The organism is Pseudomonas sp. I8001 (assembly GCF_013385345.1).
GTDB lineage: Bacteria > Pseudomonadota > Gammaproteobacteria > Pseudomonadales > Pseudomonadaceae > Aquipseudomonas.
Window position 1 is genome coordinate 226970 of the sequence record NZ_JACAQC010000033.1, and the last position, 21042, is coordinate 248011.

Consider the following 21042-nt stretch of genomic DNA (forward strand, 5'->3'; position numbering starts at 1 on the left):
TATCAGCATGAGCCCATTGATCACCCGCATCCTCTCCACCCGCGCCGGCTACGGCCTGACTGTCCTGCGGATTTTTGTCGGGATCATCTTCGCCGCCCACGGTTCGCAAAAGCTCTTTGGCTGGTTTGGCGGCGGCGGCCTGGCGGGCACTGCCCAGTGGATGGAAAGTATCGGCCTGGCCCCAGGTACCCTGATGGCGGTGTTGTCCGGTGGTACCGAGTTCTTCGCCGGGCTGGCGCTGATCATTGGCTTGCTGGCGCGGCCGGCGGCACTCGGCCTGTCGATCATTTCCCTGGTGGCGATTTTCTCGGTGCATATCCATAACGGTTTGTTCATGGCCAACAACGGCTACGAGTTCGCCCTGGCGCTGCTGGGCGGTACGCTGGCCGTGTTGTTGGAAGGTGCGGGCAAATTGTCCGCAGACCGCGCCATCACTCACTGATACCGCGAACCCCCCTTAAAAGGCCCGCCCAGTGCGGGCCTTTTCGTTGCTCGGGATTCTTGACACCGCCCTACAGGCTTCTCTAGGATGTTGCCCATGCGCCGATTTAAACAGCTAATTGCGGGGCGCCACCGGTGACTGATCACAGTCCCGACAGAAGCCAGAGCCATGGGCCAGCTTCGAAATTCCGCTAAAGCGCTGGTTCGGTGTTGCCTCTCACCTGCCCGCAGACTTTTGAGGCAGAGACACGACACAATGAATGCACTACGCCCCCTCATACGCCTGGCCCCGATCACCGCGGACCTGACCCAACGCAATCCTAAAATCCTCTTGGGCGGCAAGCATCAGCCGACGTTGCTGCGCTATCTGGATGGCTGGCCGCGCCGCACGGGGCGGCCTTCGGCCTTTCTGATCCAGTTTGTCGAAGACGGCGACTCCCTTGCGCGCTTTGCGTCCAACAGCTTCGACCTGGCCGTCATTCAGGCGCCCAGTGCCAGCGACGCGGGCGAAGTGATACGCCAACTGACCCGCATTGCCCGGCAAGGGCTGATCGCCCGGCGTTGAGCCCTCAGTAGAATGCTGCTGAAGGCAGGTGCCGACGACGGCGACGCAGCAGGAAAATACCCCCCGCAATCAGGCACAGTATCAGCGGTACAGGCACGATATTGAGCAGCTTCACTTTGCGTTCCAGGGCGTGAACCTCGGCGTATGACTGGACCTTCAGCGCGTGAATTTCCATGGGGATTCGCAACCGCTCCTTGTTGAGCGCTTGCAGCAGTGTGTTGGAGGTTGCAGCCTGAGGGCCCGGGGAAATTGTCGGGGGGTTGAGCAGTTGCCATTCCTTTTCCGTTTGTTCCAGGCGTTGCGCCAGTTCGGCGGACTTCTCACCGTAGGCCAGTGCCGCGTCTTCGCGCATTGCCTGCAGCACCTGCAGTGATCGAGCACCGCCTGCACGGGGGCGAATGTTCATCAGTGCATCGGGCGCCGCCAGGTTGTCCAGGGTGTTCAATACAAACATCGCGTTATCTGACAACGGGCTACCCGCCGCGCGATGCTTCTGGAGCATTCCAGACACACGATCGCTGAGCAGGTCAGTGTCGGCGACCACGACCACATGGATGTTCGCAGCCTTTTGCAAGCCGGTATTACGCCCACTGATGCCTTCAGGAAAGGCGGAATAGGCGGGCCCTTCGACGCGGGCGGCGATCACCTGTTGTTGAGCGCGAGTGGCTGTTTCATTGATCAGTGAATTGAGCTGCGCTGGCAGGGCGAAGCGCTCTGCCTCAAACAGCGCGGCGTGCGCGGAGCTTTGCAGCAACGGGGTGAAGGTCATGCGGCTTCTCTTGGCAGGGGCCAGGGCGCCGCTGCTCAGGACGTTGACGTTGTGAAGTTTCCAGGCGCTGATGTCATCCTGTGCCATCGCCTGGCGGGGCAAGGTCAGTGCCGCGGGATGGCGCACAGGCGGCTGGCCTGTGGTCAGGATCACCGAAGTGGCATAGTCGCGATCGGCAATCACCTTGTTCGCGGGCATCTGGATGCCCCAGGCGGACAGCAATGCCTCCAGCCTGGGGTTTTCCGGGGCCGTGACGCTGGTGTCCAGCCCGACAAGCGGGTCGATAAACATCATCAACTTGCCTGCGCCCAATACAAACTGGTCTATTGCGTAGAGGGTTTGGTCAGGCAGGTTGCCGGGATGAATCACCATCAGGGTTTTGACGTGTTCAGGAATTTGCGCGATACCCGGCTCCAGGCTCACCACGTTGAACTGGCGACGGATCTCCTGCAACACCTGCCAGGGAGGCGTATTAACGCCGTTGCGTTCATCTCGCTCACCGTTTATTGGCAGCCGGGAGATCACGCCCACAATGGGTTGCTCGGGGTGGATCACCTTATGAATCAAATGGCTGATTTCATACTCCAGCAGTGACTCCCGGTCCGGGCTGAATGACGGGATGCTATGGGGCGCATGGCCCGCGCTGGTACCCACCAGGCCGAAGAATCCGTGTTGTTCGTCAAGTCCCAGTAACCTGGCTTTGTATTCATCTTCAGAAAAAGGGGTGGGGTCGATGAGGTGCAGGTTGATTTTGCCCTTTGCCGCTTTTTCATATTCCTTGAGCAACAGCTCTACCCGTTTAGCGTAGCTTTCAACGGCGTTGGCTTTGTGTGCACGGTTGCTTGAATTGAAGAAGTACAGATCCACCGGTCTTTCCAGTGAACCGAGCATAGTCTGTACAGGATCGGAAAGTGTATGGATGTTCTGTTCCGAAAAATCCAGCCGTGGATTTGGAAGTTTCAGTGCCCAGACCAGGTTAAAAGCGAGAAACAGTAACAGGAGCGTGATAATTGTGAGGCTGGCACTTAGTCGCGTTTTCATCGTGATGTGTCCTTCTCAACCGTTTCTTACATTCAGGACAATGACCGTCGCGCCAAGAAAGGCGATGATCATACTGATGAAGTACAAACTGTCTTGAAGAGCCAGTACCCCTTGGTCAATGGCGTCAAAACGCGCAGACGGGCTCAGGGAAAGAAGGCGGTCAATCAGCCATACCGGAACTTGATGTTCAATCGCATCAAGAATGGATGACAGGCCACTGGCGGTCAGCAGCAAGCACAGGGTTACGGTGAATATAATCGCGCGATGGTGTGTCAGTGCGCAGATAAAACAACCCACGGATAGATAACATCCGGCCAATACCCAACTTCCCAGGTATTGTGACGCAATGACTGTATTGTCCGGATTGCCAAAATAGTTGACGGTGATGACTATCGGGAAGGTCAACAGCAGGGCCACGCCGGAAACAATCCAGGCCGCCAGAAACTTTCCGACCACTATCTCGAAACGTGTGACGGGCAGGGTTTTCAGAAACTCCATGGAACCGGTGGTGGGCTCGTCGGCCCAAAGCCGAGTGCATAGGACAGGTGTCAACAGTAAGTAGAGCCAGGGGTGCAATTGGAAGAAGCCCTGCAAGTCGGCACTGCCGACTTCCAGTAACCGGGTTGAGTGGAAGCCAAATACAGCAGCGGCGGTCAGGAAAACCGCAGTGCTCAGGTAAGTGACGGGAGCCGAAAGATAACTGACCAGTTGACGCTTGAATATGACCGGGAGAAGTTTCAAATCGATGCCTCCTGGCTCATATGGTGCACAACGTCATCCAGGCGCCCGGCTTCCAGGCTCAGGGCATTGAGCTTCCAGCGGCGCTGGGTGACCAGTGCATTGATGTGGGGGTAGATGATTTGCCCCGGCAGGGCGAGTACGGTCACTGTGCCGGGAGTCTCGCGGTCTTCCTCGATGCCGGCGACCCCGGGCAATACCGCCAGGGCCAACAGGTCCAGTGGTGTGTCGGCTGCAAGGGTGACCGCCTGGTGATGACGGGAGCTGCGCTGCAGTTCGGGCACCGAAGTGTCTGCCACCAATCGGCCGTCGGCTATCACCAGTGCGCGGGTACAAATACCGGTCAGTTCTTCCGGCGCACGGGACGCGACAATGACCGTCATCTCGTCGCTGAGCGACTTGATGAGCATTCTGACTTTGTGTTTCTGGTCGGCATTCAGACCTTCTGTTGGCTCATCGAGCAACAGCAGGCTGGGGTCATGCAGGATTGCCTGGGCGATGGCTACCTTGCGTTTCAACCCGTCCGTGAGGGTTTCCACCGGGCTTTTGAGTATCCGCCACAACTCAAGCCGTGCAACTGCCCGGTCAATCATCTTGCGTTTTTCCGCGCCGCGGAATCCGCGTATTTCGGCAATGAAACCGAGAAAGGCCTTTACACTCATTGCACCATGGCTCAAGAGTCGCTCTGGCTGGTAGCCGGTGACTTTCTTTGCCTGGAATGCGTTCAGGGCGATATCGTTACCGAATATTTTTATATGGCCTGAAGAGGGTGTAGTCGAGCCTGAGATCATTTTGATAATAGTTGTTTTTCCCGCACCATCATTTCCAAACAGCCCGAGGCATTCCTGGGGTTGGGCGTTGAATGAGAAGTCATGAATAATGTTTTTTCCGCCCATGGTTTTTGTCAGGCTCGTTATCTCGATCATTATGCTTTTCTACTGAATGGATATGGCAAGGCTGGATTAACCTGGGTGAACAGCAGGTTGTGAATGTTCGAAATTTCAATGCTTGAAATCTTTTATGTTGAAGCTTTTCCGACGTCGCACTGTTAAAAAATGGTACGTTCAATAAACGCTCTTGGAAATGCTGAGGGGGCTGAATAAGATAAGTCCTACATGCCAGACTATGACTCGCTGAAACAATTGTTTTGCTTTTGATGATTTAATTACAGTCGTTGTTTATTTGGTGTTTATTTAAAGTTTATGCCAATTTGAAATGGAGCCTGATGTCATGCTGCTTCTACGTACCCTTGTTCTTGAACAGTCCGGGCATGATGCGCCGGTCAATGGTGCACTGCTTTGTGGTTTTGCGGTGGCGCAGATCTCTTCAAACTTTCTTGCCTACAGTCTGGATGAAGAAACAGAGCCCGGTAGTTCACGGGTGTACATCGCAGCGTTGCGCAAAAAGTCCGAACGTTACTTTCTGGGGGCGATAGACTCCAAGGAAGACCTGCAAATAGCGACCCATGTCTTCAAGCAAATCCTGACGCTCGCGGCTGCTCCCGGGGCAAAATCTGCAAGCAGCGGCGAAACTCAGATTCCCTTTCATTTTGTTGATTTGAAAGGCTGCAAATTGCCCCCGGCCAGGCCTGAAGATCATCACTCGTTGACGATCAAGAAATCCCTGGTGATGAAGGTGATTACCCTGGGAACGTCGGCGCCCGGTTTGCCCGCCATTGAAAGCAATACGTTGATCGTGCCGTCGATTCGTTTCTCCTCAAGAATGGTGTCTGCTCCCAGGTCCCCCGATCCTTCAGAGCCTGCGCGGTCATTGCCCGAGCCGGTGGCGCAGGCGCCCGAGGCTGAGCTCGAGATATCCGAGCCGCTCGTTGAGGCGCCACTACAGGCACCGATCGAGGCGCCTGCTGTCGCTGCGCCAGTGCCGGCGCCCATAGTCCAACAACCTGAACCGGTCCCCCAGGCGCCGCCGCCCATGCCTGCCCGGAATGAGTCATCCTCGTTGTTTGAAGTGGACGATACGCTGGCCAATCTTTCCCGATTGTCACAGGAGCTGACGCAGCAAAAGCTCAGCGTGCTCAAGCAGGAAGAAGCGCTTGATCAGTTGCGTCTCGAACTGCGCCAGGAAAAGGCTGACCTTGAGCAGGAGAGTCAGCGGAGTGCCGACAGGATTGCCGAAAAGGAAACGTCCCTGGAACAGTTGGCCCGCACGCTGGCCCTCCGGGAGGAGCATCTGGCTGGCAGCTCGGCGCTGAACCAGACAGAGCAGCGTCGAATGGACGAGCGTGCGCGCTACCTGGAGAGCCAGGAAGCCCAGTTGCATGACCGTGACCTTGCGGTGCGCCTCAAGGAGCAACAGCTGACGGCTGCGCTGTTCCAGTTGCCTGTCCTGCGGGACAACCTGAGGGTTACGCTTCAATCCCTGGATGAGTCACTTGCATGGCTTGGCGAGAACGGGCGCGGCCAGCCTGAATGCGGCCCGACCCAGACGGAGGCTGACTGATACGCGTCGTTGCCGGAATCCGCCGGTGGGTCTGGCTACTTTCCCGAGTTCATTTATCATCGACCCCCACAGCCGACATCGGGCGTTAAATGCGTTGTGCCTGATGCGGCAGCGGGTCTGAAAAATGCAAACTTCCAGGGGATGTAGAGCTTTTGAGCACCAAGCTGATTACCAAAGAAGGTCATGAAGCCCTGAAAAAGGAGCTTGATTACCTGTGGCGAGAAAAGCGCCCTGATACCACCCGCAAAGTGACGTGGGCGGCCTCCCTGGGGGACAGGAGCGAAAACGCCGACTACCAGTACAACAAGAAGCTGCTGCGGGAAATTGATCGCCGGGTGCGTTATTTGCGCAAGCGCCTGGAAGACATGCGCGTGGTCGAGTACATGCCCGAGCAGGAAGGGAAGGTGTTTTTCGGCGCCTGGGTGGAGATTGAAAACGAACAGGGCGAGACCAAGCGGTTTCGCATCGTGGGGTACGACGAGATCTATGAGCGTATGGACTACATCTCCATCGACTCACCCATGGCCCGGGCACTGTTGCGCAAGGAAGTGGATGACGAGGCGCTCGTGCAGACCCCCAGTGGCGAAGTGTGCTGGTGGATCACCGCTATCGAATATGTGAAGTGACAACGGATGGCCCGTACGCATGAACGCGTGCGGGCCATTTGCGTTTTCAGCCCTCGCGCAGCACCGTCAACGGGCTGGCATTCAGTGCGCGGCGGGTGCCGAACACGCCGGCACCGCCGATCAGCACGGCGCCGATCACCGGCAGCAGCAATAGCCACGGATGCGGGTGCCAGGTCAGGTCGAACGCGTAGCGGTACAGCACCAGTGTCACCAGTTCAGTGCCCAGCGCTGCCAACAACCCGCTGACTGCGCCCAACAACCCGAACTCGATACGCCGGGCCTTGACCAGCAACTTGCGCTCAGCCCCCAGCGCCCGCAGCAGGGCGCCCTGGCGAATTCGCTCATCGAGGGTTGCCTGGAGCCCGGAGAACAACACGGCCATCCCCGCCGCCAGGACAAACAACAGCACGTACTCCACCGCCAGGGTGACCTGGGCCAGGATGCTGCGCAGTTGTTCCAGCAGTGCCTCCACCTGCAGGATGGTCACCGCCGGGAAGGCCCGGGACAGGTCGACGATCTGTTGGTCATGGCCGGGTGCGAGGTAGAAGCTGGTCAGGTAGGTGGCCGGCAGGTCCTTCAGGGTGCCGGGCTGGAAGATCATGAAGAAGTTGGGCTGGAAGTTGTCCCAGTTGATTTCCCGCAGGCTGGTGACCCGCGCTTCGCGGTTTTCCCCGCCGACGGTAAACACCAGGTGATCGTTGAGCTTGAGTTTCAGGCTGTCGGCGACCTTGGCCTCCACCGAGACGCCGGGAATTTCGTCGGTCGGTTGCGCTGTCCACCACGAGCCCGCCGTCAGCTTGTTGCCCGGTGGCAGGTCGGCGGCCCAGGTCAGGCTCAAGTCTCGCTGCACTGCGCGATCGCCGCTGGAATCCTTACTGACGATCTCCTGCACCGGGGCGCCATTGATGCTGATCAAGCGTCCCGGCACCACCGGATACAACGGAGCAGACTGTGCCTGCAATTCCAGCAGGCGTGCGCCGAAGGTGTCTTTGTCGGCGGGCAGGATGTTCAGGGCGAAATAGTTGGGGGCGTCCTTGGGCAACTGGTTCTGCCAGGTGTCCAGCAATTCGCCGCGCAACAACGCGATCAAGCCCATGGATAACAGGATTAGCCCGAACGCCAGTGACTGCCCCGCGGCCGCCAGGGGATGACGCAGCAACTGGCCCAGCCCCAGGCGCCATGGCAAGGAGGCCCTGGCAAGCAGGCGTCGCAGGCTTTGCAGCAACAGGAGCAGCAGGCCGCCGAGAACCAGCGCGGCAATCACGCCGCCGCCCAGCAGGGCGAAGGTCAGCACCAGGTCGAGGCTCAAGCGCCACATGATCAGGCCCAGGGCGAAGAGTGCGGCGCCGTAGACCATCCAGGTGCTGGAAGGGATTGGCAGCAAGTCGCGGCGCAATACCCGCAGTGGCGGCACCCGCCCCAGGGCGGCCAGCGGCGGCAGGGCGAAACCGGCGAGGGCTACCAGCCCGGTGCCAATCCCGGCAACGGCCGGCAGCAGCCCGCCGGGTGGAACGTCCGCCGGCAGCAGGTCATGCAACAGCGCAAACAGGCCCAATTGCGCCAGCCAGCCGAGCAGGGCGCCGGTCAGGCTGGCCAGCAACCCCAGCACGGCCAATTGCAGGCTGAACAGCAACATGGTTTCGCGTCGCGACAATCCGAGGCAGCGCAGCAAGGCGCTGGCATCAAAGCGTCGGCTGGCGAAGCGATTGGCCGAGAGCGCCACGGCCACGCCGGAGAGCAGCACCGCCACCAGGCTGGCCATGTTCAAGTAACGTTCGGCCTTGCCCAGCGCGCCGCCGATCTGCTGGTTGCCGTCGCGCGCATCCTGCAGCCGCTGGTTGGCGGCCAGGCCGGGCTTGACCAGGTCGCGATAGGTTTGCAGCACGGTGCCGCCCTGTGGCGCTCGCCACAGGTCGCGATAACTCACGCGACTGCCGGGCTGCACCACGCCGGTGGCGTCAAGGTCGGCCAGGTTGATCATCACCCTGGGCGTCAGGCTATAGAAGTTGCCGGCGCGATCCGGCTCATAGGTCAGCACGCGGGAAAGGCGCAGGGTCTTCATGCCGACGTCGATGCTGTCGCCGATTTTCAGGTTCAGTGCCGTCAACAGCCGTGCTTCCACCCAGGCTTCACCGGGTTTGGGGCCACCTCCGGCAGTTTCTTCGGCGAAGGGTTCGGCGGCGCTCTTCAGCTCGCCGCGCAACGGATACGCCTCGTTGACCGCCTTGATGCTGGACAGCTGGATGCCAGCGTCAGTGGCAATCACGCTGGAGAATTCCACCACCCTGGCGTGCTGCAGGCCCAGCTCGGTGCCACTCTGGATTTGCTCGGTGCGGGCGGGTGAACTGCCTTCCAGCACCAGGTCGGCCGCCAGGAACTCGGTGGCGCGCAACATCATCGCGCCGTTCAGGCGGGCACCGAAGTAACCGATGGCGGTGCTGGCGGCCACGGCCACCAGCAGGGCGAAGAACAGCACGCGCAGTTCGCCGGCGCGGGCATCGCGCAGCAACTGGCGAAGGGCAAGGCTGAACAGGCGCAACAAGGGCAAGCGTGCCATCAAGGCTCCAGGGGCGCGACCATCAGGCCGGCTTCAAGACGGATCAGGCGACGGCAACGGTGGGCCAGGCGCTCGTCATGGGTCACCAGCACCAGGGTCGTGCCGCTCTCTTTGTTGAGTTCGAACAGCAGGTCGCTGATGCGCTCGCCGGTATGGCTGTCGAGGTTGCCGGTGGGTTCATCGGCAAACAGCACGTCTGGTTCGGCAGCAAACGCCCGGGCAATCGCTACCCGTTGCTGCTCACCCCCCGAGAGTTGGCGCGGCGAGTGGGTGAGACGCTGGCCCAGGCCGACACGCTCCAGCAGGTGTTTGGCGCGCTCGCGGGCGTCCTTGCGGCCGTCCAGCTCCAGGGGCAGCATCACGTTTTCCAGCGCGTTGAGGCTGTCGAGCAACTGGAAGGACTGGAACACAAACCCCACGTGCTCGGCGCGGATGCGTGCACGCTGGTCTTCGTCGAGGGTACTCAGGGCCTGGCCGGCGAGGGTGACTTCGCCACTGCTGGGCAGGTCGAGGCCGGCCAGCAGGCCGAGGAGGGTGGATTTGCCGGAACCGGAGGCGCCGACGATAGCCAGGCTATCGCCCTTGTTCAGTTCCAGGCTCAGTTCGTGCAGGATAGTCAGTTCACCTTCCGCGCTGGGAACCACTTTGCTAAGGTTTCGCGCGGTGAGAATGCTTGCGCCCATGGAGAATCCAATGCGAATGTGGTTTTTGAGTGCTGGCCTGGCCTTGATGTGCATGGCCCAGAACGCAGCGGCGGGTACAGTCCTGATCGTTGGCGATAGTATCAGTGCCGGTTTCGGGCTGGATACCAGCAAAGGGTGGGTAGCGTTGTTGGGACAACGGCTCAAGAGCGAAGGTTTCGACGATAAAGTGGTCAACGCCTCCATCAGCGGCGACACCAGTGCCGGAGGCCGGGCGCGGCTGCCGGCGGCGCTTGCAGAGCATAAGCCGGACCTGGTGATCATTGAGCTGGGCGGCAATGACGGCCTGCGTGGGCAGCCACCCGAGCAATTGAAACAAAATCTTGCATCGATGATTGAACAGTCCAAGGCCAGCGGTGCCAAGGTGCTGCTGCTGGGCATGCAGTTGCCGCCTAATTACGGGCCGAAATACACCACCGCGTTTGCTAATGTCTACCCGGCCCTGGCCAAGGAAAAAAGCGTCCCGCTGGTACCGTTTTTCCTGGAAGGAATCGGCGGCCATCCAGAGCTGATGCAGGCTGACCAATTGCACCCGGCGGTTGGCGCGCAGGGCAAGTTGCTGGAAAATGTCTGGCCAACGCTAAAACCACTGCTATGACGCTTTTCTAGCAGCGGTCTTTCGGCTAAGGTGGCGCCCCCCCGATTTGGAGCCCCCGATGTCGCGTCCTGCCTGGTCACTGTTTGCCTACCAACTGATCGAGCCTGACGAACAGCTGGATCTGTTCGCCTGCCAGGAAGTCCGGGTGCATCTGGTGACGCGTCAATTGGAGTTGGGCGGGTCCATCGACCGCACCCTCTGCGGCACGTTGTTGCCTGCCCAGCCGCGCTGGTCATCGGTGGATCGCTCGATCTTCCAGGACCAGCGTTTGTGCCCCCTGTGCCGGGCGATCCTCGAGTCGCAAAAACGCGGCACACCGCCGATCTGGCCAGAGCTGCGCTTCGAGCTTTGAATATGGGTGCCCGCCGGGCAGCCGTGTACAATCCATTTTCTACTACCCGTCGATCTGCGAAGGAATTCCCGGATGTTGTCGCGCCTTTCCGCCGTCACCTGCTGCCTGTCTCTCGCTGCGCTCTGCGCGGCCGGTTCTGCTGCAGCCTTGCAGTTGCCTTTGCCGCCACCGGGTGAAGATATCGTTGGCCAGGTCCAGGTGATCAAGGCCAAGTACGAAGATACCTTCGCGGACCTCGGCACCACCTACGACCTGGGTTATTCGGAGATGGTCGCGGCCAACCCGGGCGTGGATGCCTGGCTGCCGGGAGCGGGTACCGAGATCGTGTTGCCGACGCGCTTCATCCTGCCGCCCGGCCCGCGTGAAGGCATCGTGATCAACCTGGCGGAGTACCGGCTCTACTACTACCCCAAGGGCCAGAACGTGGTGTACACGTTCCCGTTGGGGATTGGCCGTGAAGGCTGGGGCTCGCCAGTGGCCCACACCACCATCACGGGCAAGATCCCGAACCCGACCTGGACCCCGCCAGCCTCGATCAAGGCAGAACACGCCGCCAATGGCGACCCGTTGCCCAACGTCGTGCCGGCTGGCCCGGACAACCCGCTGGGGCCGTTCAAGTTCACCCTCGGCACGCCGGGCTACCTGATCCACGGTTCCAACATGAAGTTCGGCATCGGTACCCGTACCAGCCACGGTTGCTTCCGCATGTTCAACAACAACGTGCTGGAAATGGCCGACATGGTGCCGGTGGGCACGTCGGTGCGGATTATCAACGACGCCTACAAGTTCGGCGCGGCCGGGGGCAAGGTCTACCTGGAAGCCCATACGCCGCTGAACGACGATGGCACCCCATCGGTCGTCGACAAGCACACCGCCGTCATCAACGCCTTGCTCAAGCGTGAAGACCTGTCCAGCAACCTGCGGGTCAACTGGGACCAGGTGCGTGACGTGGTTGCGGCCGAAGACGGTATCCCGACGGAAATCGGTGTGCCGGGCGGGGCGCCGATGGTGTCGAGTACGCCGGTCGATCTGCAGCAGTAAGCCTGCACGATCCATAACCCGTTATCGCCTCGCGCGGTGACGGGTTTTTTATTGTCTGGAATCCAGCCAAATCACAGGCAAAAAAAAGCCGATCCAAGAATGGATCGGCTTGATAACAACCCCGGAGGATTATTACTTGCGGCTTGCTTTTTCAAGCATGCGCAGAGCGCGCTCGTTAGCTTCGTCAGCAGTCTGTTGTGCTTTTTGAGCAGCAGCCAGAGCTTCATCAGCTTTACGGTAGGCTTCGTCTGCACGAGCCTGGGAGCGTGCTGCTGCGTCTTCAGTTGCAGTCAGACGAGCTTCGGTTTCTTTGGAGACGCTGCTGCAACCGGTAGCCAGAACTGCGGCCAGAGCCAGAGCAGAGAATTTCAGAACGTTGTTCATCGTGTTCCCCTTCAAGGACTTTCTATTAAATGGCTACTTTCTCAGAGTGAGCTAATAGCCGGCGTACATACTACCCATTACTTGTAGTAAGTAAACTGACGTAGCGCAAGAAGCAAAAAAAATTCTCGCGTCCAATCTATTTTGGCTAATCTTTCGAGAGTCTGTATAAAAAATATGCAGATTTTTGCACTCGGCCGAGGATTGGATCCAGCCTGAAAGGGCCGGCTGGCATGTGTTAAGCCATGTAAACATAAGTCATTTTATATATCGTCCCTGACACTATTGTTCAGATTGTCTTTTCGCCATTCGGTATCTTTTGTGCATGTTGAGGTGACTTTAAGAGCGCGTGTTCGTCTCAAGCTTCAACTGCCGGCAATGTTCAGGCCATCGACGTAAGGAATCTCGATTGGCCCTTTCTATGTCCGCCAGCGCAACGGAAGACGAGCGCGTCTTGAGCAATTGTGCGATTGGCGCCTACTATTTCCCTGTGCTGGTTGTGAGCGCTAGTGCAAGGCACTGGCCGCTTTTCTCGTTGTCGAAACCGGCACCGGGTGGCGTAGATGTTCCTTCGCCGGAAAAACATCGGTAAGGTAGGGGTCAGAAACCAAGACCCGCGAGGAGTAGTGATGAGCGAGGCGTTGTCCATCCACCATGACCAGGCTGGTCATCAGTTCGAGACCAATGTGGACGGTCATCGTGCCTATCTGACCTATATGGATCTCGGGAAGCAGACCCTGGATATCTATCGCACCTTCGTGCCCAACGCATTGCGCGGCCGTGGCATTGCTGCCGCGCTGACCGAGGAAGCGTTGAAGTTCGCCGAAGAGGCAGGTTATACGGTGATCCCGTCCTGCTCCTACGTTGAGCGCTACATGGAGCGCCACCAGCGCCATGCCGCGAAGCTTTGAGCATTGAGTAGGGCGGTACGCAGAGCATCCCAGGATGCATTCCCACGCAGGGCGGGGGAACGATCAAAAAAAACGCCGGGTTTAGCCCGGCGTTTTTGTGTCCGCAGTCTGTGCTCAGCCGCGCTGGCGCTTGGGCAACACGTCCTTGAGCTTGGCGTGCATGCTGCGCAAGGTGGTCTCGGTGGCAGACCAGTCGATGCACGCATCGGTGATCGACACGCCGTATTGCAGGTCGGCCAGGTCCTTTGGAATCGCCTGGCAGCCCCAGTTCAGGTGGCTTTCGACCATCAGGCCGATGATCGACTGGTTGCCTTCCAGAATCTGGTTGGCCACGTTCTCCATCACCAGCGGTTGCAGGGCCGGGTCCTTGTTGGAGTTGGCGTGGCTGCAATCGACCATGATGTTCGGCTTGATCTTCGCCTTGTTCAGCGCCTGTTCGCACAAGGCCACGCTGACCGAATCATAGTTGGGCTTGCCATTGCCGCCACGCAGTACCACGTGACCGTAGGCGTTGCCCTTGGTGGTGACGATGGACACGCCACCTTCCTGGTTGATGCCCAGGAAGCGGTGCGGGCTGGAGACCGACTGCAGGGCGTTGATCGCCACGGTCAGGCCGCCATCGGTACCGTTCTTGAAACCCACGGCCGAGGACAGGCCGGAAGCCATTTCGCGGTGAGTCTGGGATTCGGTGGTGCGTGCACCAATTGCCGACCAGCTGATCAGGTCTTGCAGGTACTGCGGGGAAATCGGGTCCAGGGCTTCGGTTGCCGTCGGCAGGCCCATTTCCGCCAGGTCCAGCAGCAATTGACGACCGATGTGCAGGCCGTCCTGGATCTTGAACGAGTCGTCCAGGTACGGGTCGTTGATCAAGCCTTTCCAGCCGACGGTGGTACGCGGCTTCTCGAAATAGACACGCATCACCAGGTACAAGGTGTCGGACACTTCCGCCGCCAGCAGCTTCAGGCGCTCGGCGTATTCGTGGGCAGCCTTGAGGTCATGGATCGAGCACGGCCCGATGACCACGAACAGGCGGTGGTCGGTGCCGTCGAGAATCTCACGGATGACTTCGCGGCCCTTGGTGACGGTCTGCAGGGCAGCGTCGCTCAGGGGGATTTCACGCTTGAGCTGATCGGGCGTGATCAGGGTCTCGTTGGATTCGACGTTAAGGTCGTTGATCGGTAAATCAGCCATCGTGTTACTCGTCAGGGTCACGGGTGCCGGCCGCCAGCGATCCCCGTGCGGCGGAGCACAGCATGATTTAAGTGCAGCGGGGAGCGGAACCTTAGCGCGTTACAAGGCTGCGAGACAATGGGCAACGTCCGCTTTAATCCAGCGCTGGCAGCACAAAAGCCTCATGGGAGAACTCGCCGGCATGGCGCGTGACCCATTCCCGGGCCAGCGCTTCGCTCTGCCCGGGTGTGGGCTCGACGCCTTCGTGGAGGCGGCAGTACCGTTCGATCTGGCACACTTGCTCACCCATCCGCGCACCGAACAAGGCCTGCTCATCGGTAAAGGCAATGTCGACGCGGTAGCCGTTTTCGGCCTTGCGGCACCATGCCACATAGCCCGGATAGCGGGCCGTCTGGCCCAGTGAGGGGATGTGCAACTCGATGGCCGCGCCCTGGCGCCAGGCGCGTGGGCAATTGCATGCGACGCCGCCCAGGCCGATAGTGTGCAGCCGTTGGCGGGAAATGCCGGAAATGGGGCGTTGGGTTATTTCGACAGCGACATCATCAGGGTGAGGAAAGAAACGACCCATGCACACGGACTCCGAGCACCGTCCAGTTGACGGCGGTGGCAGCAGTATAGTGAAAGAACTGCAACTTACCGACCTGGATATCGACCAGCAATTACTGGGGCTTCCCGGCACGTCCCTGGTGGTGTTTACCGGTGACGGCTGCTCGCGTTGCCGCTTCCTGCACCAGCAACTGCCGGGTTGGGACTTGCCGGTGGACCGGGTGTGCTGGGTGGATGCGGGTCACAATGGCGGGGCAGTGGAGCGCTACGAGATCTTTCACCTGCCGGCGTTGTTTGTGGTGTGTAACGGGAAATTCCATGGAATATTAGCGTCACTGACGCGTCTGACCGCCAGCGACCTGACTCAAGGTGTGCAGCAGGCGCTCAAACGAATACCAGAGGAGTTGCCATGACCGAAGTAACAAAACAGTCGCCACGGATCGGGATCATCGGCACCGGGGCCATTGGTGGCTACTACGGTGTGATGCTCGCGCGCGCCGGCTTCGATGTGCATTTCCTGCTGCGCAGCGAGTACGCGGCGGTCAGCGAGCGCGGCCTGCAACTCAACAGCACGATCCACGGAACCGTGCACCTTCACCCGGTACAGGCTTATGCCCGCGCCGCCGACATGCCGCCGTGCGACTGGCTGCTGGTGGGCACCAAATCGACCGGGAATGTCGAACTGGCCCCGACCATCGCTCAGGTTGCCGCCCCGGACGCCAGGATAATCCTGTTGCAAAATGGCCTCGACGTAGAGGACAGCCTGCGTGAACACCTGCCGCCGTCGCTGCACCTGCTGGGTGGCCTGTGCTACATCGGCGTGCACCGCTCCGGTCCCGGGATCGTCGAGCATCAGGCGCTGGGCCGGGTCAACCTGGGTTACCACAGTGGCCCCGCGGCCAACGATGACAGCGGTCGGCAAGCCGTCGTCGAAGAAGGCGCCGCGCTGTTTCACCAGGCCGGTATCGATTCCCAGGCCATGGCCAATGTGCACCAGGCGCGCTGGCATAAACTGGTGTGGAACGTGCCTTACAACGGTCTCTCGGTAGTGTTCGGCACGGGCACCACGGCGATGATGGCGGATGAGTCCAGCCGCGAACTGATCCAGGCGCTGATGGCCGAAGTGGTGCAGGGCGCCCACGCCTGCGGGCATGAGATTCCCGCCAGTTACGCCGGGCAGATGTTCACCATGACCGAGAGCATGGATGATTACTTGCCCAGCATGTATCACGATTACGTGCACAAGCGCCCGCTGGAACTGGCGGCGATCTACGCGCGCCCCTTGGCCGCGGCCAACGCGGCGGGTTGTGAATTGCCACGCATGCAGGCGCTGTATCAGGCCTTGAGTTTTATGGATCGGCATAACCGCTGATTGGGGGAACACCATGGCGAAGGGATTGGGCGACAAACTGGTGCTGGCGATTTCCTCGCGAGCGCTGTTCGACCTGAGCGAGAGCCACAAGGTCTACCTGGCCCAAGGCGTCGAGGCGTACCGCAAGTACCAGATCGACCACGAGGAAGAAACCCTCGAGCCCGGTGACGCCTTCCCGCTGGTGAAGAAACTCCTGAGCCTCAACGCCAGCCTCGGCCGCGCCCGGGTCGAGGTGGTGCTGGTGTCGCGTAACAGTGCCGACACCGGCTTGCGTGTATTCAATTCGATCCAGCATTACGGGCTCGACATCTCCCGCGCGGCGTTTGTCGGCGGGCGCAGCCCTTATCCTTATCTGGCGGCGTTTGGCTGCCACCTGTTTCTGTCCACCCATGCCGAGGATGTGCGCAGCGCCCTGGATGCCGGGTTTGCCGCAGCGACGATTCTGTCGGGCGGCGCAGGTCGGGCCTCCAGTGCCGAATTGCGGATCGCCTTCGATGGCGACGCGGTGCTGTTTTCCGACGAGTCCGAGCGCGTTTATCAGTCGGGCGGCCTTGAAGCCTTCCAGGCCAGCGAGCGCGAATCCGCCCGCGAGCCGTTGCGCGGCGGCCCGTTCAAGGGCTTCCTGGCGGCACTCAACCTGTTGCAGCGCGAGTTCCCCGACGAGTCCTGCCCCATCCGCACTGCGCTGGTGACTGCCCGTTCGGCGCCTTCCCACGAGCGGGTGATTCGCACGCTGCGCGAGTGGGATATCCGTCTCGACGAGTCGCTGTTTCTTGGTGGCCTGGAGAAGTCGGCGTTCCTCGAAGCCTTCGCCGCCGATGTGTTTTTCGATGACCAGGAAGGGCATTGCGAGAAGGCCCGGGAGTTCGTGGCTACCGGTCACGTCCCCCATGGCATCAGTAACGAGTTGAAAATTCAGACCGAGGGCTGAGCACTGCCAAAGGCGCTGCTAAGCTGAATCAATCCCCGCCATCCTGGCTGCCCAGGAGGTTCTATGATTCGTTCGATGCTGTACGCCACTGACCTCGGTCTGTATGCCCCCTATGTGATGCAACATGCCCTGGCGCTGGCGCGAACGTTCAAGGCTGATCTGTATGTGATTCACGTGGTCGAGCCCATCGGGCTGTTCGCCGAATCGGTGTTGCAGAGCTACCTTGATGAGAAGGCCTTGAGTGAATGGCAAAGCCAGGGCCTGACGACGGTGATGGCGACCATCGAACAACGGGTGCTCGACAGTTTTCGCGAGGAGCTGGGGGACGGGGAGCAGGACCTCAAGTTGATCCGTTCGGTGCGGGTGATCCAGGGTGATCCTTGTGAAGTGATTCTCGACCAGTCGCAGAAACTCTCTGTGGATTTGTTGATCGTAGGTAGTCACAGCCAGGCGGTCGGGGTGGCAACACCCCTGGGGAGAACCGCCGCACGGGTGCTGCAGCTGTCCCAGGTGCCGGTGTACCTGGTACCGCTGTTGCAGCGTCGACGCAGTGACGACGTGTGATTGGTAGAAAACGATAAAAAGTTCTAGATTTATCCGTCTAACCTTTAATATAGTTATATACCGTCGCTGATACCCGTGGCGTCTATCCGCTTTGAGGGACACATATGAAGCTTCAACAACTGCGCTACATCTGGGAAGTGGCGCACCACGACCTCAACGTTTCCGCTACTGCTCAAAGCCTTTACACCTCGCAACCCGGTATCAGCAAGCAGATCCGCCTGCTCGAAGATGAGTTGGGCGTTGAAGTGTTCGCACGCAGCGGCAAGCACCTGACCCGTGTCACCCCGGCCGGTGAGCGCATCATCACCACCGCCGGCGAGATCCTGCGCAAGGTCGAAAGCATCAAGCAGATCGCCCAGGAATTCTCCAACGAGAAAAAGGGCACCCTGTCGATCGCCACCACCCACACCCAGGCGCGTTATGCGCTGCCGCCGGTGATCAGCAGCTTTATCAAGCAGTACCCGGACGTGGCCTTGCACATGCACCAGGGCTCGCCGATGCAGATCGCCGAGATGGCCGCCGACGGCACCGTCGATTTCGCGATTGCCACCGAAGCGCTGGAATTGTTCGGCGACCTGGTGATGATGCCGTGCTACCGCTGGAACCGTTGCGTCGTGGTCCCACAAGGCCACCCACTGGCCAAGCTGCCGAAGCTGACCCTGGAAGCCCTGGCTGAATACCCGATCGTGACTTACGTGTTCGGTTTCACCGGCCGTTCGAAACTCGATGAAGCCTTCAGCCATCGTGGCCTGACGCCGAAAGTGGTGTTCACCGCGGCTGATGCCGACGTCATCAAGACTTATGTGCGCCTGGGCCTGGGTGTCGGTATCGTCGCCAAGATGGCGGTCGACACCAAGCTCGACAACGACCTGGTGGTGCTCGATGCCAGCGAGCTGTTCGAGTCCAGCGTGACCAAGATCGGTTTCCGTCGTGGCACCTTCCTGCGTGGTTTCATGTGCGACTTCATCGAAAAGTTCGCGCCGCACCTGACGCGCGAAGTGATGGCCAAGGCCATCCAGTGCCACAACAAGCAGGAACTGGAAGAGCTGTTCGACGGCGTTGAACTACCGGTTCACTGATCGGCTTACTTCACCTCGGTAACAGCAAACTGTTGCCGAGCGCCCCCCACCAGAATCTCCACCTCATCCCCTTCGAACTTGCCCAACAGGCTTTTGCCCAGGGGCGAGCGTGGGGTGATGACGGTCACCGGTTGCCCCACCATATCGACCTTCAAGCCTGCGCCGTCCGGCGCCAGGAATAGCCACTGCTGGCGATCGTTTTCATCTGCCAACCCCAGTAATGCGCCCACTTCGATGCCGCGCTGGTCATCGTAGGCCCGCAGTTGCATGTTCTGGCAGAGCGTCAGCGCCTGCCGGATCTCCTCGACGCGTCGGGCCTGGCCGGCTGCCAGGTAAGAAGCCTCCAGGCCCAGGGTGTCGTACTTGTTCTCGGCGATGTTTTCTTCGTGGGTCGCGGTTTCGTACGCGGTTTGCGCGGCGCGCTGGGCGATATCGAGATCGACCGCGAGTTTGTCCAAAACCAACTGGTGAACGGCGTGTTTATTCATGGGCGGCTTTCGTGATCAATCGCAAAATTGCAGGACGTTGGCCCGGCTCTTGTCGTTGGGGGCGTTCTGGTCCTGTTGCAGCCAGAACTGGCATTTGGGGTTGGACAGGTTACGCGGGTTGTTGCGGGCCTGGTCCAGGGTTTGCTGTTGCTCCTGCTTGCGCAGGTTCTCCTGGTACTGCTCGAACATCCGGTTCGGCGGCTCCGGTGCAACCACCTCTGGCTTGCCCAGTTGCTGCACCACTCGGGCCACCGGCGCCACGGTTTGCTCGGGCAGGTAGCGGGAAGCCAGCCAAACGCTCAGCACAATGGCGATAAACCCCAGCCACAGGCCGAAGGCCACGGCGATACTGAGTTTGAACAGCGAGAACGAACGATCAGACATGGTGGCCTCCTGGCAGGCACGTGCGGCATGGCGCCGATTGTCCCACAGCCGCGCGCAGAATAATCGCGATCAACCCTTCTGTATCGAGGCATTTATACGGACAATCGAGCCTTTGAGCGTTGGAGCCCGGAATGAAAGCCCGCTGGGATATTTTTTGCAGCGTCGTCGATAACTACGGCGACATCGGCGTGACCTGGCGCCTGGCCCGGCAATTGGTGGCGGAACAAGGGTGTGCGGTGCGCTTGTGGGTCGATGACCTGCGGGCGTTCGAACGCATGTGCCCCGAGATTGATGTGCAGGTGCACCAGCAATGGCAAGAGGGCGTCGACGTGCGCTACTGGCCCTCCGACTGGCCGGCGACCGACGCGGCAGACGTGGTGATCGCTGCGTTCGCCTGTCAATTGCCGCCTGACTACATGGAGGCGATGGCCGCACGCGACCGCACGCCGCTGTGGATGAACCTGGATTACCTGAGCGCCGAAGACTGGGTGGTCGGCTGCCACGGTTTGCCCTCGGTGAAATTCAAGGGCGTGCAAAAGTACTTCTTCTTTCCCGGATTCCGTCCCGGCACCGGCGGCTTATTGCGTGAGGCGGGGCTGCTGGAACAGCGCGATGCCTTCCAGCAAGACGCCGCCGCCCGGCAGCAGTTTCTGCAGGCGCTTGGGGTTTTCCCGGTGGACGGTGCGCGGATGATGTCGTTGTTCGCCTATGAAAACGCCGGGCTGGCCAGTTGGCTCGACGTGCTGGCGGCCGATGGGCGCGCCACTCATCTGCTGGTGCCGGAAGGGCGGATCCTCGGAGATGTGCAGGGCTGGCTGGGGGTCGAGTCATTGGAAGTAGGTGATGTGCACCGGCGCGACGGGTTGACCGTGCAAGTGCTGCCGTTTGTGCGCCAGGAGCAATACGACCGGCTGTTGTGGTGCTGCGACTTCAACGCCGTGCGCGGCGAAGACTCGTTCGTGCGGGCGCAATGGGCCGGGCGGCCACTGTTGTGGCATATCTATCGCCAGGACGAAGACATTCACCTGGACAAGCTCGATGCGTTCCTTGAGTTGTATACCGAAGGTCTGTCTCCGGCTGCGAAAGTCGCGTTGGTCGGCCTTTGGCAGGCCTGGAACGCTGATGGCGATATGGCACTTTGCTGGAAAATGCTGCTGGAACACTGGCCGGAAGTGACCGCGAACGCCGAGAAATGGGCTCTGGAACAAGGCTCGCGGACCGATCTTGCGACGGCGCTGGTACAGTTTTATGTAAATTGGATATGATACGCGACCTTGATTTTTGTAAATCCCATCCAAATTTCGGA

Annotated in this window: 24 protein-coding genes; 14 read left to right on the plus strand and 10 right to left on the minus strand. The window is 60.0% G+C overall.

Annotated elements, in window-relative coordinates; translation table 11 throughout:
• Positions 1–7: 7 nt before the first annotated feature.
• On the plus strand, positions 8–442 hold the full coding sequence (locus tag HX839_RS22790) for a DoxX family protein (protein ID WP_003218737.1): 435 nt from the start codon (positions 8–10) through the stop codon (positions 440–442).
• A gap of 255 nt (positions 443–697) precedes the next feature.
• On the plus strand, positions 698–1006 hold the full coding sequence (locus HX839_RS22795) for a hypothetical protein (protein ID WP_003218736.1): 309 nt from the start codon (positions 698–700) through the stop codon (positions 1004–1006).
• A gap of 4 nt (positions 1007–1010) precedes the next feature.
• Here HX839_RS22795 and HX839_RS22800 read toward each other — a convergent pair whose 3' ends face one another.
• From HX839_RS22800 to HX839_RS22810, 3 genes are read right to left on the minus strand one after another with little or no spacing between them, the layout of a single operon-like run.
• Positions 1011–2816, minus strand: a complete 1806-nt coding sequence (locus tag HX839_RS22800) for a Gldg family protein (RefSeq protein ID WP_177067708.1) — start codon at positions 2814–2816, stop codon at positions 1011–1013.
• Between the two features lie 15 nt (positions 2817–2831).
• Complete coding sequence (locus HX839_RS22805) at positions 2832–3557, minus strand: ABC transporter permease (protein WP_102605079.1); 726 nt, start codon at positions 3555–3557, stop codon at positions 2832–2834.
• Positions 3554–4480: an ABC transporter ATP-binding protein gene (locus HX839_RS22810; protein ID WP_177050920.1), complete on the minus strand. Its 927-nt coding sequence runs from the start codon at positions 4478–4480 to the stop codon at positions 3554–3556. Before HX839_RS22810 ends, HX839_RS22805 begins: the two co-directional genes overlap by 4 nt.
• 304 nt (positions 4481–4784) lie before the next feature.
• Between HX839_RS22810 and HX839_RS22815 the strand changes: the two genes are divergently transcribed.
• Positions 4785–6014 carry a hypothetical protein gene (locus HX839_RS22815; protein WP_177008076.1) on the plus strand — a complete coding sequence of 410 codons (1230 nt, stop codon included), beginning with the start codon at positions 4785–4787 and terminating at the stop codon, positions 6012–6014.
• A 152-nt stretch (positions 6015–6166) separates the two neighbouring features.
• On the plus strand, positions 6167–6640 hold the full coding sequence (greB, locus tag HX839_RS22820) for a transcription elongation factor GreB (RefSeq protein ID WP_008437752.1): 474 nt from the start codon (positions 6167–6169) through the stop codon (positions 6638–6640).
• A gap of 46 nt (positions 6641–6686) precedes the next feature.
• Here greB and HX839_RS22825 read toward each other — a convergent pair whose 3' ends face one another.
• Together HX839_RS22825 and HX839_RS22830 are read right to left on the minus strand one after the other, a co-directional pair.
• On the minus strand, positions 6687–9197 hold the full coding sequence (locus tag HX839_RS22825; protein WP_102605077.1) for an ABC transporter permease: 2511 nt from the start codon (positions 9195–9197) through the stop codon (positions 6687–6689).
• Positions 9197–9880 carry an ABC transporter ATP-binding protein gene (locus HX839_RS22830; protein WP_003218726.1) on the minus strand — a complete coding sequence of 228 codons (684 nt, stop codon included), beginning with the start codon at positions 9878–9880 and terminating at the stop codon, positions 9197–9199. The genes HX839_RS22825 and HX839_RS22830 overlap by 1 nt, the downstream gene beginning before the upstream one ends.
• 10 nt (positions 9881–9890) lie before the next feature.
• On the opposite strand from HX839_RS22830, the gene HX839_RS22835 reads away from it, so the two are divergent.
• The 3 genes from HX839_RS22835 (at position 9891) to HX839_RS22845 (ending at position 11889) form a co-directional block, all read left to right on the plus strand.
• Positions 9891–10496: an arylesterase gene (locus tag HX839_RS22835; RefSeq protein WP_102368440.1), complete on the plus strand. Its 606-nt coding sequence runs from the start codon at positions 9891–9893 to the stop codon at positions 10494–10496.
• A gap of 58 nt (positions 10497–10554) precedes the next feature.
• The gene (locus HX839_RS22840) at positions 10555–10848 is read left to right on the plus strand and encodes a hypothetical protein (RefSeq protein WP_003218723.1); all 294 of its coding nucleotides are present in this window, start codon (positions 10555–10557) and stop codon (positions 10846–10848) included.
• Positions 10849–10920: 72 nt separating this feature from the next.
• Positions 10921–11889 (plus strand): L,D-transpeptidase family protein, encoded by a 969-nt coding sequence (locus tag HX839_RS22845; RefSeq protein WP_177054104.1) that lies wholly within the window; start codon positions 10921–10923, stop codon positions 11887–11889.
• Between the two features lie 132 nt (positions 11890–12021).
• Here the strand turns inward: HX839_RS22845 and oprI are convergent, their stop codons facing one another.
• A complete protein-coding gene (gene oprI, locus HX839_RS22850; protein WP_003172710.1) occupies positions 12022–12273 on the minus strand; it encodes an outer membrane lipoprotei OprI in 252 nt (83 codons plus the stop codon).
• A gap of 626 nt (positions 12274–12899) precedes the next feature.
• Here oprI and HX839_RS22855 point away from each other — a divergent pair.
• A complete protein-coding gene (locus tag HX839_RS22855; RefSeq protein WP_003189869.1) occupies positions 12900–13181 on the plus strand; it encodes a GNAT family N-acetyltransferase in 282 nt (93 codons plus the stop codon).
• Positions 13182–13295: 114 nt separating this feature from the next.
• On the opposite strand, the gene HX839_RS22860 is transcribed toward HX839_RS22855, so the two are convergent.
• Together HX839_RS22860 and HX839_RS22865 are read right to left on the minus strand one after the other, a co-directional pair.
• A complete protein-coding gene (locus HX839_RS22860; protein WP_177067709.1) occupies positions 13296–14372 on the minus strand; it encodes a 3-deoxy-7-phosphoheptulonate synthase in 1077 nt (358 codons plus the stop codon).
• A 133-nt stretch (positions 14373–14505) separates the two neighbouring features.
• A complete protein-coding gene (locus tag HX839_RS22865) occupies positions 14506–14940 on the minus strand; it encodes a PilZ domain-containing protein (protein ID WP_003218717.1) in 435 nt (144 codons plus the stop codon).
• Here HX839_RS22865 and HX839_RS22870 point away from each other — a divergent pair.
• From HX839_RS22870 to cysB, 5 genes are all read left to right on the plus strand, one after another.
• Positions 14939–15331, plus strand: a complete 393-nt coding sequence (locus tag HX839_RS22870; protein ID WP_102605075.1) for a thioredoxin — start codon at positions 14939–14941, stop codon at positions 15329–15331. The genes HX839_RS22865 and HX839_RS22870 overlap by 2 nt on opposite strands.
• Positions 15328–16290 (plus strand): putative 2-dehydropantoate 2-reductase, encoded by a 963-nt coding sequence (locus HX839_RS22875; protein WP_177067710.1) that lies wholly within the window; start codon positions 15328–15330, stop codon positions 16288–16290. The genes HX839_RS22870 and HX839_RS22875 overlap by 4 nt, the downstream gene beginning before the upstream one ends.
• A 13-nt stretch (positions 16291–16303) precedes the next feature.
• A complete protein-coding gene (locus tag HX839_RS22880) occupies positions 16304–17221 on the plus strand; it encodes a 5'-nucleotidase (protein WP_003218711.1) in 918 nt (305 codons plus the stop codon).
• A 63-nt stretch (positions 17222–17284) separates the two neighbouring features.
• Complete coding sequence (locus tag HX839_RS22885) at positions 17285–17785, plus strand: universal stress protein (protein WP_003218709.1); 501 nt, start codon at positions 17285–17287, stop codon at positions 17783–17785.
• A 104-nt stretch (positions 17786–17889) separates the two neighbouring features.
• Positions 17890–18864 carry an HTH-type transcriptional regulator CysB gene (gene cysB / locus HX839_RS22890; RefSeq protein ID WP_003218707.1) on the plus strand — a complete coding sequence of 325 codons (975 nt, stop codon included), beginning with the start codon at positions 17890–17892 and terminating at the stop codon, positions 18862–18864.
• Positions 18865–18869: 5 nt separating this feature from the next.
• Here cysB and HX839_RS22895 read toward each other — a convergent pair whose 3' ends face one another.
• Together HX839_RS22895 and HX839_RS22900 are read right to left on the minus strand one after the other, a co-directional pair.
• Positions 18870–19352 (minus strand): GreA/GreB family elongation factor, encoded by a 483-nt coding sequence (locus tag HX839_RS22895; RefSeq protein WP_177067711.1) that lies wholly within the window; start codon positions 19350–19352, stop codon positions 18870–18872.
• A gap of 15 nt (positions 19353–19367) precedes the next feature.
• Positions 19368–19736 (minus strand): hypothetical protein, encoded by a 369-nt coding sequence (locus HX839_RS22900; protein WP_003218702.1) that lies wholly within the window; start codon positions 19734–19736, stop codon positions 19368–19370.
• A 131-nt stretch (positions 19737–19867) separates the two neighbouring features.
• On the opposite strand from HX839_RS22900, the gene earP reads away from it, so the two are divergent.
• Positions 19868–21001, plus strand: a complete 1134-nt coding sequence (earP, locus tag HX839_RS22905; protein ID WP_003218700.1) for an elongation factor P maturation arginine rhamnosyltransferase EarP — start codon at positions 19868–19870, stop codon at positions 20999–21001.
• Positions 21002–21042: the final 41 nt, after the last annotated feature.